The sequence below is a fragment of the Amycolatopsis roodepoortensis genome (assembly GCF_024628825.1).
Taxonomy (GTDB): Bacteria; Actinomycetota; Actinomycetes; order Mycobacteriales; family Pseudonocardiaceae; genus Amycolatopsis; species Amycolatopsis roodepoortensis.
In genome coordinates, this window is sequence record NZ_CP102415.1 from 6,746,940 (window position 1) to 6,760,874 (window position 13,935).

At 68.8% G+C, this 13,935-nt stretch carries 10 protein-coding genes; 3 read left to right on the plus strand and 7 right to left on the minus strand.

What is annotated here, in order from left to right:
- Window positions 1–109: 109 nt before the first annotated feature.
- Window positions 110–1,165: an alpha/beta fold hydrolase gene (locus tag NQK81_RS32325; RefSeq protein ID WP_257484486.1), complete on the plus strand. Its 1,056-nt coding sequence runs from the start codon at window positions 110–112 to the stop codon at window positions 1,163–1,165.
- Between the two features lie 48 nt (window positions 1,166–1,213).
- On the opposite strand, the gene NQK81_RS32330 is transcribed toward NQK81_RS32325, so the two are convergent.
- From NQK81_RS32330 to NQK81_RS32345, 4 genes are all read right to left on the minus strand, one after another.
- Entirely contained in the window at window positions 1,214–2,422 is a 1,209-nt protein-coding gene (locus NQK81_RS32330) for an acyl-CoA dehydrogenase family protein (protein ID WP_007033833.1), read from the minus strand.
- 18 nt (window positions 2,423–2,440) lie between these two features.
- Window positions 2,441–3,736: an acyl-CoA dehydrogenase family protein gene (locus NQK81_RS32335; protein ID WP_257489893.1), complete on the minus strand. Its 1,296-nt coding sequence runs from the start codon at window positions 3,734–3,736 to the stop codon at window positions 2,441–2,443.
- 110 nt (window positions 3,737–3,846) lie between these two features.
- On the minus strand, window positions 3,847–5,070 hold the full coding sequence (locus tag NQK81_RS32340; protein WP_257484487.1) for a low temperature requirement protein A: 1,224 nt from the start codon (window positions 5,068–5,070) through the stop codon (window positions 3,847–3,849).
- Between the two features lie 38 nt (window positions 5,071–5,108).
- Window positions 5,109–6,296: a TetR/AcrR family transcriptional regulator gene (locus tag NQK81_RS32345; RefSeq protein ID WP_257484488.1), complete on the minus strand. Its 1,188-nt coding sequence runs from the start codon at window positions 6,294–6,296 to the stop codon at window positions 5,109–5,111.
- 146 nt (window positions 6,297–6,442) lie between these two features.
- Between NQK81_RS32345 and NQK81_RS32350 the strand changes: the two genes are divergently transcribed.
- Both NQK81_RS32350 and NQK81_RS32355 read left to right on the plus strand, forming a co-directional pair.
- Complete coding sequence (locus NQK81_RS32350; protein ID WP_126735691.1) at window positions 6,443–7,654, plus strand: acetyl-CoA C-acetyltransferase; 1,212 nt, start codon at window positions 6,443–6,445, stop codon at window positions 7,652–7,654.
- A 10-nt stretch (window positions 7,655–7,664) separates the two neighbouring features.
- Window positions 7,665–9,836: a 3-hydroxyacyl-CoA dehydrogenase NAD-binding domain-containing protein gene (locus tag NQK81_RS32355; RefSeq protein ID WP_257484489.1), complete on the plus strand. Its 2,172-nt coding sequence runs from the start codon at window positions 7,665–7,667 to the stop codon at window positions 9,834–9,836.
- A 76-nt stretch (window positions 9,837–9,912) separates the two neighbouring features.
- Here NQK81_RS32355 and NQK81_RS32360 read toward each other — a convergent pair whose 3' ends face one another.
- The 3 genes from NQK81_RS32360 to NQK81_RS32370 form a co-directional block, all read right to left on the minus strand.
- A complete protein-coding gene (locus tag NQK81_RS32360; RefSeq protein WP_257484490.1) occupies window positions 9,913–12,015 on the minus strand; it encodes an MMPL family transporter in 2,103 nt (700 codons plus the stop codon).
- A 109-nt stretch (window positions 12,016–12,124) separates the two neighbouring features.
- A complete protein-coding gene (locus NQK81_RS32365; protein WP_257484491.1) occupies window positions 12,125–12,793 on the minus strand; it encodes a response regulator in 669 nt (222 codons plus the stop codon).
- Window positions 12,790–13,866 carry a sensor histidine kinase gene (locus NQK81_RS32370; protein WP_257484492.1) on the minus strand — a complete coding sequence of 359 codons (1,077 nt, stop codon included), beginning with the start codon at window positions 13,864–13,866 and terminating at the stop codon, window positions 12,790–12,792. Before NQK81_RS32370 ends, NQK81_RS32365 begins: the two co-directional genes overlap by 4 nt.
- Between the last annotated feature and the right edge of the window lie 69 nt (window positions 13,867–13,935).

Genomic DNA, 13,935 nt, shown 5'->3' on the forward strand with positions numbered 1-13,935 from the left:
GCCTAGCCACTGTCCGAAATGGACCAGCTGTGACGGCCGGGGTGTTGAGTCGTGCGCTCCCAGGCGGCAAGATTACGTCTTACCGCGTTGATTCCCCAGGAGGCATCCCATGGCCACACCCCCGGCACGGCTCGCCGCCGCCGCGTCGAACGTCGTCGGGAAGGTGCTGCACGGTGGTGTCGCCGATCTTCGCCCGGTGCCGCGCGTCCTGATCGACCAGGGCCCGAATCGTTCGCTCTACCGGCTGACCAACGGCAAGGAGCCCCAGGCCGGTCCGCCGGTGCTGCTGGTGCCGCCGCTGGCCGCGCCCGCGCTGTGCTTCGACCTGCGCCGCGGTTGCAGCCTCGCCGAGCACCTGGTCGAGGGCGGCCGCAACACCTACCTCGTCGACTACGGGAACGTCGCGTTCTCGGACCGGCGCCTCGGTATCGAGCACTGGATCGAGGAGGTGCTCCCGCGCGCCATCCGCAAGGTCGGCGAGGATTCCGGCGGCCAGGGCGTGCACGTCGTCGCCTGGTGCCTCGGCGGGATCTTCTCGTTGCTGACCACCGCCGACCAGCCCGATCTGCCGATCGAATCGATCGCGACCATCGCGTCGCCGTTCGATTTCACCGCGATCCCGCTGATCGCCCCGTTCCGCCCGCTGGTGGACCTCACCGGCGGCCACCTGCTGACCCCGTTCTACCGGGCGCTCGGCGGCGCACCGTCCTATTTGGTCAGCCGGGTCTTCCGGGCGACCGGGATCAGCAAGGAGATCACCAAACCCCTTGCCATCCTGAAGAATCTCGACGACCGGGACTACCTGGCGCAGATCGAGGCCGTCGACCACTTCATGGACAACATGATCGCCTACCCCGGGCGGACGTTCGGCCAGATCTACCACCGGTTCTTCCGCGCCAACGACCTCGCCGAGGGCACGGTCGACCTCAACGGCCGCATCATCGCGCTGTCCGGGGTCAAGGTGCCGACGCTGGTCATCGCCGGGCAGAACGACACGATCGCCCCGCGCGCGGCCGTCGAACGGCTCACCGACCTGCTGGACAACTCGCCGTCGGTGACCTTCGAGACCGCGCCCGGCGGCCACCTCGGCGTCCTCACCGGCCGGAAGGCGCGCGGGACCACGTGGCGCTATCTCGACCGTTTCCTGGACGAACAGACCTCGTGAGTGGCTAGGACGGTTAGGACCGTTCTAGCCACTCACGAGGCCCATGCCTTACTTGAGCTCCGCGCTCGTCTTGCCCAAAATCCGGCGCGCCACGATCAGCTGCTGGATCTGTTGCGTGCCTTCGAAGATGTCCAGGATCTTCGCGTCCCGGCTCCACTTCTCCAGCAGCGATTCCTCGGTGTAGCCCAGGGTTCCGGCCAGCTCGACGCATTTCAGCGTGATCTCGACGACCGACCGGCCCGCTTTCGCCTTGGCCATCGAGGCCTGCAGCGAGTTCGGCTTGCGGTTGTCGGCCATCCACGCTGATTCCATGGTCAGCAGGTATGCCGCTTCGTAGTCGGCCTCCAGCTGCAGGAATGTCGCCGCCGCGGCGTGCTGGCTGTGGACGGGCTTGTCGTAGTCGATGGTCACCCCGGCGTCGGTGAGGATCTTCCGGGTCTCTTCCAGCGCCGCGCGGGCGACACCGATGGCCATGGCGGCGACGAGCGGACGGGTGTTGTCGAAGGTCTGCATGACCCCGGCGAACCCCTTGGCGGTGTCGATCTCCGGCGTGCCGAGGAGATTTTCCTTGGGCACACGCACGTTCTCGAACCGCAGCACGGCGGTGTCGGAGGCGCGGATGCCGAGCTTGTGCTCGACTCGCACCACCTCGAAGCCGGGCGTCCCCTTCTCGACGACGAACGACTTGATCGCCGCGCGGCCCTTCGTCTTGTCCAGGGTGGCCCAGACGACGACGGCGTCCGCGCGCTCGCCCGCGGTCACGAAGATCTTCTCGCCGTTGATCACGTACTCGTCGCCGTCCAGCCGGGCGGTCGCGGTGATCGCGGCGGAGTCCGAGCCGCAGTCCGGCTCGGTGATCGCCATCGCGGCCCACAGCCCGGAGAACTTCTTGAGCTGTTCGTCCGTGGCGACCGAGCCGATGGCGGCGTTGCCGAGCCCCTGACGCGGCATGGACAGCAGCAGGCCGACGTCACCCCAGCACATCTCGATCGTGCCGAGCACGATGTTGAGGTTGGAACCGTTGCGGTTGCCCGGTTTCTCGTTCTTCTCCGACCGGCGCACACCCGCCGCGCCCGCACCGCCCTCGCCGGAGGAGTTCAGCCCGTCCAGCAGCGCGGCGAACATGTCGAGCTCGGCCGGATAGGTGTGCTCGGCGCGGTCGTACTTGCGCGAGATCGGCCGGAACACCTCGGCCGCGGCCTGGTACGCCTGGTTGATCAGCGTGCCGGCCTTCTTCGGAACCTCAAGGTTGATCATGATTGCCTTTCGAAAGTCCTAGAGAAGGACGGCGCCTTCCATGACGCCGATCGCGCGGAGGTCGCGGTACCAGCGTTCGACCGGATGCTCCTTGACGAACCCGTGTCCGCCGAGCAGCTGCACGCCGGCGCTGCCGATCTGCATTCCCTTGTCGGCGGCCAGTTTCCGGGCCAGCGCGACCTCTCGGGCGTACGGCTTGCCCTGTTCGGCGCGGGAAGCGGCGCGGAGCGTGACCAGCCGCAGCCCTTCCAGCTCGATCGCGATGTCGGCCACCGAGAACGCGACGGCCTGCCGGTGGCTCACCGGTTCGCCGAACGCCTTGCGCTCGTTGACATACGGCACCACGTAGTCGAGGACGGCCTTCGCGGTACCGGCGGCCAGCGCGGCCCAGCCGAGCCGCGAGAGCCGGACGACCTCGGTGAAGACCTCGGCCTTGCCGCCGCCGAGCAGCGCCCCGGCGGGCAGCGCGACCTTCTCCAGGTGCAGCTTCCCGGTCGCCGCGCCGCGCAGGCCCATCGCCGGTTCGGACTCGATGGTGACGCCCGAGTTGGACGACTCCACGAGGAACAGTGCGGGACCCCGGCCTTCGAGATCGGCCGAGACGATGAACAGCTCGGCGTCCGCGGCCCGCGGGACCAGCGACTTCACGCCGTCGAGCTGGTAGCCCTTCGGGGTGCGCCGGGCCTTGGTCGCGGGCTTGAACGGGTCGAACAGCGCGGTGCGCTCCTGCAGCGCGAGCGCCGCGGCCGGGACGTTCTCGCCGACGAACGCGGGCAGGTAGTCCGCCTGCTGCTGCTCGTCGCCGTAGGACACCAGCGCGGTGCTGACCGCGGACGGCGCGAGCACCGCGACCGCCAGGCCGAGGTCGCCGTGCGCGAGAGCCTCGGCGACCAGCGCGTTCGTGACCACCGACCGCTCGGTGCCGACCCCGCCCAGCTCCTCGGGGATGCCGACGAGCGTGATGCCGAGTTCGGCGGCGCGGCTCAGCAGGCCCTCGGGCGCGTGGAGCTTCGCGTCGGCGTCGGCCGCGGCGGGCCGCAGTTGTTCGGCCGCGAACTCCGTCACGGTCTCGACGATGAGCTGCTGGTCCTCACTCGGGGTGAGGTCGAACAGTCCGGTGTCCTCCGCAGGCGCGAGCCGCGCGGGTTTGCCGAGCTTCTGTGCGGATTTGAAGGTCCGTCCCGCCGCGCCCGCGACCCGGAAGCCGTTGCGCGTCCCGGCACTGACCAGGTTCTGCACGGGCTTCCGAAGTCCGGCCCGTTCAATGACCTTGCTCCCGGCCAGCCGGGTGAGCGCGGACAGGCCAAGGCCCATCGCGTCTCGTTTCCTAGGCGCACCCACGGTGAGTCTCCCTGCCTCGCTTACCTACTCGTGAGTAGGTTAACTCCCCTCGGGCGGATGCGCTACCACGGGGGAGGCGAACGTCACGCCGGTGAGTGATTCCGGGGATCGGCGAGCCCAGGATTACTCAAGATCTTGCGCCTCTCGAAGACGACGAGACCCACCGCCGCCAGCGCCACCACTCCGACCAGCACGATCGCCGGCACCAACTCCAGTAGCGGCGTCGCCGCCAGCAGGACCACCGCGAGCACCAGCCGTTGGACGTTCCACGAGCCCAGGTTCCGCCGCCGCAGCCCGCTCAACGCGGTCAGGTACAGCGCGAGCCCGCCCGTGAGCGCCCAGATCGGGGTCCCGTGAAGGCCGTCGGCGAGGCTGTGGTGCGCGGTGTCGGACACGTACAGCAGCGACTTCTTCAGCCCGAGCGCCACGAGCACGATCCCGGCGATGAGCGGCAGGTGCAGGAACGTGTACGTGTCCGTCCCGATCCGCACCCGCTCGACACCGTCCGCGCGCTTCAGGTTGTGTTCGGAGACGTGCGCGACGACGGCGAAGTACATCCACCACATCGCCGAAGCGAGCGTGAGCCCGAAAACGGCGGCCAGCGTGATCGGCCACGACATCGGGTACGAGCTGATCCCGATGCCGATCGCCACGATCGATTCGCCGAGCGCGATGATCACGATCAGCCCGAACCGCTCGGCGAAGTGGCCGGGCTGGTGCAGCCGCCAGTCCGACGACCGGGTCCGGAAGACGTTGACGTAGTCGGCGAGCAGCGCGACGGCCCAGATGCCGAGCTGCACCCAGCCGGAGAAGAACGCGGCGACGGTCAGCAGCGCGACGCTCGGCAGCAGCCCGGCGAACATCTTCATGACGGTCTTGCGCAGCTCGGGGTCGGTCCGCGCGGCACCGAAGTACGCGGTCAGGTGCAGCAGCCGGACGAGGAAGTAGCAGCCGACGAACATCAGCGGCGCGTACAGGCCGCCGGGCAGGTCGGTGAACGCCTCCGGGATGGTCAGCGAGACCAGGAACATCGTCCCCATCGCGGCGAACATCGCCAGCTGGGCGATACCGCGGTCGACGTGCAGGGTGTTGGCCAGCCAGGCGTAGGCGCACCAGCACCACCACAGCACGGCGATCATCGCGACGCCCTGCCCGATGCCGAGCGGGGTGAGGTGATCGGCCATCAGCTGTGTGGTCTGGGTGATGGCGTAGACGAAGACCAGGTCGAAGAAGAGTTCCAGCGTGGTGACCTTGTGGTCTTCTTCCCTGGTCACCAGATGCAGGCCGCGTTTCTTGGGCACGCGCATATCGTGCCCGTCACGCCTTCGCTGGACACGGGAGTTTGCTAAGAGCTGACTTTCAGGACGGCGTGCGTCAGCGCGGTCAGCTCGGCCTCGAAGTTCGCGCGGCCGTTGACGCGCCGGGTGCGCGCGAGGTCGTTCGCGATGGTCAGCGCCGCGTGCACGGTGATCTTCACTTCGCGCAGGCTCAGTTCCGGATGGACTTCCGACGTCAGCGCGATCCAGCGCGCGACGTAGTCCCGCTGGACCCGGATGAGGTCCGCCTTGTCGCGTTCCGGCAGCTCCATCGGGCTGCCGGAGAACGACACCAGCAGCTCGGGCGTGTGCAGCAAGGTGTGCACATAGGACGCCGCGAGCCTGCGGAGCGCGTCGCGTTCGTCGTCGGTCCGCAACGCGCGTTCCGCGGCGAGCGCCAGCCGGTCGGCCGCTCGATGCCCGATCGCCACCATCAGCGCGGCCTTGCTGGGGAAGTGCCGGTACACGCTCGGCCCGGCGATCCCGGCGGCCGCGCCGATCTCCTCCATGCTGACCGAGCGGAAGCCGCTTTGCCCGAACAGTTCCGTCGCGGCCGCGAGGATCTGCTCGCGGCGGGACGGTTCGCCGAGCGCGAGCGACGGTGTCTCCTCCGGCCGCTCCGAAGGCTCGGGAAGTGTGACATGCAGCACCGACTCCGCCAGCTGCACCAGGATCTGCGCGAAGCGTTTCTTCGCCACGGACGTGTGATGCACGGAGACGCTGCCGAACACGCTCAGCCCCGCCCAGCACAGCAGCTCGGCGTCGTCGGTGGTCAGTTCCGGCCGCAACGCGCGAAGCGTCTTCGACCACGCTTCGAGTACCGCGCCGGACCGGCGGCGGATCTCGCGCCGTTCCTCCCGGGGCAGATGCCTGCCCTCCCAGCGCCACAGCGCGGCGACTTCACGCCGCTCCACCGCCTGCGCGGCGAGGGTGCCCAAGAGGGCGTTGACCTGGGCGGGAACGGGGAGACCGTCGGCGAGCGTCTCGGTGGTGGCCGCCTCCATGTCGTCGATGCCGGACAGCACGACGTAGGACAGCACGGCCTGCTTGTCCGCGAAATGCCGGTACAGCGCGGGCCCGGTGATACCCGCCGCGGCGGCGATGTCGTTGATGCCGACGCCGTGGAACCCGCGGGCGCGAAAGAGCTCCGCGGCGAGGCCGGCCAGCTGGGCCTTGCGGTCGCGCGGTCGAGGGGAACGCTCGGTCGGGTGATCCATAGGTGAACACACGATAGCGCCGGTTGCGTGCATCGCAACCCATTGACACCATGGGGTTATCGCGGTTTATGTTAATCGGCATTAGCATGGCTACCGGCCGGTACGTTTCACCCCTGATACAGCGCCGTACGCGGAGGAGTTTTTCTGTGAGTAGCGAGGCCTACATCTACGAGGCGATCCGTACGCCTCGCGGCAAGAACAAGGGCGGTGCCCTCCACGGCACCAAGCCGGTCGATCTCGTGGTCGGCCTCATCGAAGAACTGAAGGTCCGGCACCCGAACCTCGACCCCGCCGTGATCGACGACATCGTCCTCGGCGTCGTGTCCCCGGTCGGCGAGCAGGGCGCCGTGATCGCGCGCACCGCCGCGCTGAACGCGGGCCTGCCGCAGTCGGTCGCCGGCGTCCAGCTGAACCGCTTCTGCGCCTCCGGCCTCGAAGCCACCAACACCGCCGCCCAGAAGGTGCGTTCCGGCTGGGACCAGCTGATCATCGCCGGCGGTGTCGAGTCGATGTCGCGCGTGCCGATGGGCTCCGACGGCGGCGCGCTGTTCATGGACCCGGCCACCGCGTACGACAACTACATCGTCCCGCAGGGCACCGGCGCCGACCTGATCGCGACCATCGAGGGCTTCTCCCGCGAGGACGTCGACGCGTGGGCCGTGCGCTCGCAGGAGAAGGCCGAAGCGGCCTGGTCCGGCGGCTACTTCGCGAAGTCCGTCGTCCCGGTGAAGGACATCAACGGCGTTACGATCCTCGACCACGACGAGCACCGTCGCCCCGGTAGCACCATCGAGGGCCTCGGCAAGCTCAAGCCCGCCTTCGCCGGCATCGGTGAGCTGGGCGGCTTCGACGCCGTCGCGCTGCAGAAGTACCACTCGGTCGAGAAGATCGACCACGTCCACACCGGCGGCAACTCGTCCGGCATCGTCGACGGCGCCGCGCTGGTCCTGGTCGGCAACGAGCAGATCGGCAAGGACTTCGGCCTGACCCCGCGCGCCCGCATCGTGGCGACCGCGACCGTCGGCTCCGAGCCCACGATCATGCTCACCGGCCCGACCCCGGCCACCGAGAAGGTCCTCAAGATCGCCGGCCTCACCCCGGACGACATCGACCTGTGGGAGCTGAACGAGGCCTTCGCCTCGGTCGTCCTCAAGTGGATCAAGGACCTGCACCTCGACGAGGAGAAGGTCAACGTCAACGGCGGCGCCATCGCGATGGGGCACCCGCTGGGCGCCACCGGCGCGATGCTGGTCGGCACCGTCGTCGACGAGCTGGAGCGCCGTCAGGCGCGCCGCGCCCTGGTCACCCTGTGCATCGGCGGCGGCATGGGCGTCGCGACCATCATCGAGCGGGTCTGAGGAAGAGACAATGACTGAAGCGAAGACCATCCGCTGGGAGCAGGACGCCGACGGCATCGTCGTGCTCACCCTGGACGACCCGAAGCAGTCCGCCAACACGATGAACGCCGACTTCCGCGAGTCGCTCGGCGTCGTCGTCGACCGCCTGGAGGCGGAGAAGGACAGCATCACCGGTGTCGTCCTGACCTCGGCCAAGAAGACCTTCTTCGCTGGCGGCGACCTGAACGACCTGATCCAGGCCAAGCCGGAGAACGCGGCCGAGATCACCGAGAGCAGCGGCCTGATGAAGGGCCAGATGCGCCGGCTCGAGCAGCTGGGCAAGCCGGTCGTGGCCGCCATCAACGGCGCCGCGCTCGGCGGCGGCCTCGAACTCGCGCTCGCGGCGCACCACCGCATCGCGGCCGACGTCAAGGGCAGCCAGATCGGCCTCCCCGAGGTCACCCTCGGCCTGCTCCCCGGCGGCGGTGGCATCGTCCGCACCGTGCGCCTGCTGGGCATCCAGAGCGCGCTGCTGAACGTGCTGCTGCAGGGCCAGCGCCACCGCCCGGCCAAGGCCAAGGAGCTCGGCCTCGTGCACGAGCTGGTCGGCACCGTCGAGGAGCTGGTCCCGGCCGCGAAGGCGTGGATCAAGGCCAACCCCGAGGGCGGCGTGCAGCCGTGGGACGTCAAGGGCTACAAGATCCCGGGCGGCACCCCGTCGAACCCGAGCTTCGCGGCGAACCTGCCCGCGTTCCCGGCGAACCTGCGCAAGCAGATCAAGGGCGCGAACATGCCCGCCCCGCGCGCGATCCTCGCCGCGGCCATCGAGGGTTCGCAGGTCGACTTCGACACCGCGATCACCGTCGAGACCCGCTACTTCGTCAGCCTCGCCACCGGCCAGGTCTCGAAGAACATGACGAAGGCGTTCTTCTTCGACCTGCAGAGCATCAACTCCGGCGGCTCGCGGCCGGAGGGCTTCGAGAAGTACACCGCCAAGAAGGTCGGCGTCGTCGGCGCGGGCATGATGGGCGCCGCGATCGCGTACGTCTCGGCGAAGGCCGGCATCGACGTCGTGCTCAAGGACGTCACCCTCGAAGGCGCGGAAAAGGGCAAGGGCTACGCGGTCAAGCTGGAGGAGAAGGCACTCTCCCGCGGCAAGACCACGCAGGAGAAGTCCGACGCGCTGCTCGCCAAGATCAAGCCGACCGACAAGGCGGAGGACTTCGCCGGCGTCGACTTCGTGATCGAGGCCGTCTTCGAGAGCGTCGAGCTGAAGCACAAGGTGTTCCAGGAGATCGAGGGCATCGTCAACCCCGACGCCGTGCTCGGTTCCAACACCTCCACGCTGCCGATCACCGCGCTCGCCGAGGGTGTCCAGCGGAGCGAGGACTTCATCGGGATCCACTTCTTCTCGCCGGTGGACAAGATGCCGCTGGTCGAGATCATCTGCGGTGAGAAGACCTCGCCCGCCACGCTGGCGAAGGTCTTCGACTACACCCTGCAGATCAAGAAGACCCCGATCGTCGTCAACGACAGCCGCGGCTTCTTCACCTCGCGCGTCATCGGCACGTTCCTCAACGAGGCCGTCGCCGCGCTGGGCGAGGGTGTCGAGCCGGCGTCGATCGAGCAGGCCGGTTCGCAGGCCGGATACCCGGCGCCGCCGCTGCAGCTGATGGACGAGCTGACCCTGACGCTGCCGCGCAAGATCCGCAAGGAGACCCGCGAAGCGATCGAGGCCGCCGGCGGCACCTGGAACGCGCACGCGTCCGAGGGTGTCATCGACCGGATGGTGGAGGAGTTCGACCGCAAGGGCCGCTCCACCGGCTCGGGCTTCTACGACTACGACGAGTCGGGCAAGCGGACCGGTCTCTGGCCGGGTCTGCGCGACGCGTTCAAGTCGGGCAGCGCCGAGGTTCCCTTCGAGGACCTCAAGGAGCGCATGCTGTTCGCCGAGGCGCTCGAGACCGTGAAGTGCTTCGACGAAGGTGTGCTCACCACCGTCGCGGACGCCAACATCGGCTCGATCTTCGGCATCGGTTTCCCGGCGTGGACCGGTGGTGTCATCCAGTACATCAACCAGTACGAGGGTGGCCTGCAGGGCTTCGTCGACCGGGCTCGTGAGCTGGCGGAGCGCTACGGCGACCACTTCACCCCGCCCGCTTCGCTGGTCGAGAAGGCCGCGAAGGGCGAGATCTACGAGTAAGCCGCTTCACCCGCTTTAGCGTGTTAGGAACGGTCCTTTCCTTGCGAATTACGCGAGGAAAGGACCGTTCCTTGTATCAGCGGGCCGACGGTTCCAGCGCCACGTGCGGCAGCCGCCGGTCCAGCCATCGCGGCAGCCACCAGGCGCGTTCCCCGAGCAACCGCATCACCGCGGGCACCACGAGACAGCGGATCACGAACGCGTCCACCAGCACCGCGACCGCCAGCCCGAGACCGAACTGCGCCAGCATCCGGTCGGGGTTGAGCAGGAACGCCCCGAACACCACGATCATGATCGCCGCCGCGGCCGTGATCACCCCGCCGGTGGAGGCGAGTCCTTCGCGGACCGCGTGGCGCGCGTCGGCGGTGCGCCGCCATTCTTCGTGCATCCGGGAAACGAGGAACACCTCGTAGTCCATGGAAAGCCCGAACACGATCGCGAAGATCAGCACCGGTACGAACGCTTCGATCGGCCCAGGCTGCGCTCCGAACAGGCCGTCGCCGAACACCGCCGTCATCACCCCCAGCGCGGCGCCGATGCTCAGCAGGTTCAGCAAGGCCGCTTTGAGCGGGATCAGGATCGAGCGGAACACGACCATCAGCAGCAACGCCGACAGCCCGACGACCACCAGCACGAACAGCGGCAACCGGTCACCGACGGCGTCCGCGAAGTCCACCGCCGCCGCGACACTCCCGCCGACCAGGTACTTGCCCGGCAGTCCCGGCAACACCTCCGTCCGCAACCGTTCCACCAGCTCGGCGGTCGCCGCGTCCTGCGGCGACGACGTGGGGAAGGCGAGGACCGTCGTGACGCCCTGCCCCATCGGCGGTGTCACCTCCGCGATCCCTGGTGTGGCTTCGAGTTTCCGACGCAGGGCGGCGCCATCGCCGTTCTCGGTGACCACGATCAACGGCTCGCTGAACCCGGGGCCGAAACCCTCCGCCATCAGGTCGTAGGCCTGCCGGGTGGTCGAGGTCTCCGGATCCGTGCCCGAGTCGGCGAATCCGAGGCGCATGCCGAGCGCCGGCAAGGAAAGACCGATCAGGACGAGCAGCCCGATCGCGAGCGGCACCATCGGCCGTCGTTGGACCGCGTCCCCGAGCTTGCCCCAGGCCCTGCCGTGTTCCCGTTTCGAGGCGTGTTTCCGGATGCCCTTTTCCAAGCGGCGGCCGAAAAGGGACAGCAGCGCGGGCAGCAGGGTGATCGAGGCGAGCATCGTCACGAGCACGGTCAACGCCACCGCGAGGGCGACCCCGCGCAGCGAACCGAGACCCAGTGCGAGCAGGCCGAGCAGCGCGATGATCACCGTGCCGCCGGCGAACAGCACCGATCGGCCCGCGGTGTCCAGCGCTCGCCGAGCCGCCTGCTCGCGGTCGAGGCCGGCCAGGATTTCGCCGCGATAGCGGGAAAAGATGAGCAGCGCGTAGTCCACGCCGACGCCGAACCCGACCAGCATCATCAGCGGTGCCGTGTAGCTCGCGATGTCGACGAACCTGCTCACGAGCACGATCACGCCTAGGGTGCTGCCGACGGCGAGGATGGCCGTGATCACCGGGAGCCCGGCGGCGAGGATCGAGCGGAACAGGAAGACGAGGATCACGAGCGCGGCCAGCAACCCGACGCCTTCCGACGGGCCGCCGCCCCCGCCGGTCCGCTTGATCGGGTCGCCGCCCAGTTCGACCTGGAGCCCGGCGGACTCCGCCTTCTTCGCGGTGTCGACGACACGCACGATGTCGTCGTACGGCAGATCCTTCGACTCGAGGTCGAAGGCGACCGCGGCGTAACCGATCGTGCCCTCGCGCGAGATTGCCGTCGGGCTGTCGAAGGGGCTCGTCACCGCCTTCACGTGCGGCTGGTTCCGGACTTCGGCGAGCATCCGGTCGATCGGTCCGCGTGCGGTCGCGAGGCCAGCTTCGGTCTTGAAGACGATCTCGGCCGTCGCGCCGGTCCGCGCCGGAGCCTGTGCCTTGAACAGGTCCATGATCTGCTGGGATTCGGTGCCTGGCAAGGAATGGTCGTCGTGGTACGCGCTGCCCGCGGCCTGTGAGCCCAGCGTGACACCGACGAGGGTGAGCAGCCAAAGCGAAACGGCCAGCCAGCGATGACGCTGCGACCAGCCCGCCAGCTTCGAGAGCGCGCCCCCAGGCGGCTGTCTCGGGGAAAGAGTGATGGTGTCCATGGCGGAAAGCATCGGCTTTCCCGGCCCGCATATCGTCGGGCTCCGGCGGGCACTCCGGACACAACTTCTGGGTACCCCTAAGGCTCCTCCCGTACTACCGGGGTTGTGGTCACGGGGTCAACCAGCGAGGGGTGACCATGCCCGATTCGTAGGCGAGCACGACGAGCTGGGCGCGATCACGGACGTCCACCTTGGTCATGATCCGGCTGACGTGCGTCTTCGCCGTCGCCGGGCTGAGCACGAGTTCCTTCGCGATCTCGTCGTTGGACAGGCCGGCCGCGACCAGGCTCATCACCTCGCGTTCCCGCTCGGTGAGCCGGTTCAGGGTGGGCGAGGGGGCGGGCCGGTCCACCCGGCAGGCGAATTCGGAGATCAGGCGGCGGGTGATCGACGGCGCGAGCAACGCGTCGCCCCTGGCGACCACGCGGACGCCGTGGATCAGCTCCTCCGGTTCGGTGTCCTTGACCAGGAACCCGCTGGCGCCCGCGCGCAACGCGCCGTAGACGTCCTCGTCCAGGTCGAAGGTGGTCAGGATGACGACCTTGATCCCGGTCAGCGCCGGGTCTTCGAGCAGGTGCCGGGTCGCGGTGAGCCCGTCCATCCCGGGCATCCTGATGTCCATCAGGACTACGTCGGGCCGGTGTTCGTGCGCGGCTTGGAGGGATTCGCGGCCGTCGGCCGCTTCGGCGACCACGGTGATGTCCGCTTCACCGTCCAATATGGACTTGAATCCGGCGCGGACCAGCCGCTGGTCGTCGACGAGCAGGACCCGGATCATTTCTTCACCCGCAGGGGAAGCCGGGCGCGCACCCGGAAACCGCCGTCTTCGCGCGCGGCCGCGACGAGCTCGCCGCCGAGTGCCTCGGCCCGTTCGGTCATGCCGCGGATGCCGTTGCCCGGTTCCGCGGGGCCGCCCCGGCCGTCGTCGTCGATCTGCACGGACACATCATGGGGCGTGTAGCCGATCCGCACCACGACGGTGTTCGCGGCGGCGTGGCGCGTGACGTTGGTCAGCGCCTCCTGGACGACCCGGAAGGCGGCGTGCTCGACGTCGGGCGGCAGTTCCGTGGCCGTGCCGTCGATCTCGGTCCGGACGGTCAGCCCGTGCGCGCCCGCCGACTCGGCGAGCTCGGCGACCCTGGCCAGGCTGGGGGTGTCCGCCTGCCGCAGCATGCCCAGGGTGGCGCGGAGTTCGCGCAACGCCTCCTTGCTGGTCTGTTTGATCGTGGTCAGCGCCTCCTCGGATTTCGCCGGATCCTTGCCGTGCAGGGCCGCCCCCGCCTGGACGTTGATGAGCGCCAGGTTGTGGCCGAGGACGTCGTGCAGTTCGCGCGCGATCCGGAGCCGCTCGTCCGTGGCCCTTCGCCGCGCCTCGGCCTCCTTCGTGCGTTCGGCTTCGCGGCGGTAGTACGTCACCGCGCCGACCGCGACCAGCGCGATGAACCAGCCCGCCATCAGCAGGAACGCGAAGTCGTCCACCTGCCGCGCGGCGCCGGCCCGCGCCTCGCCGATCGCGACGCCGCCCATCGAGGCCGCCGCGACGACCGCCGCGCTGCGGATCCGCCCGGTCGAGGCGGTGTTGTACAGCGCGAAGGCGAACGCGAGCAGCACGAATCCGTCGGGGTCGGTCTGCGGGTAGTAGATCGCGCAGCAGGCCGCGGTGAAGATCGCGACGGGAAGCGGATACCGGCGGCGCAGGAACAGCGCCGCGCAGGCGAGTATCACGCAGACCCAGCCGACGACCGCGTTGCGCGGTGCTTCCGCGCCGTCCCCGAGCGAGGCCACGACGGAACCCGCGATCACCGCCGCGGTGACCGCGATGTCCGCCGCGTACCGCCGCAGGATCGCCACACGACGAGAGTAGCGCGATCCGGCTCGATTGACAAAACAGATTTTTACGTTCAAACTGATTTTTGTGAT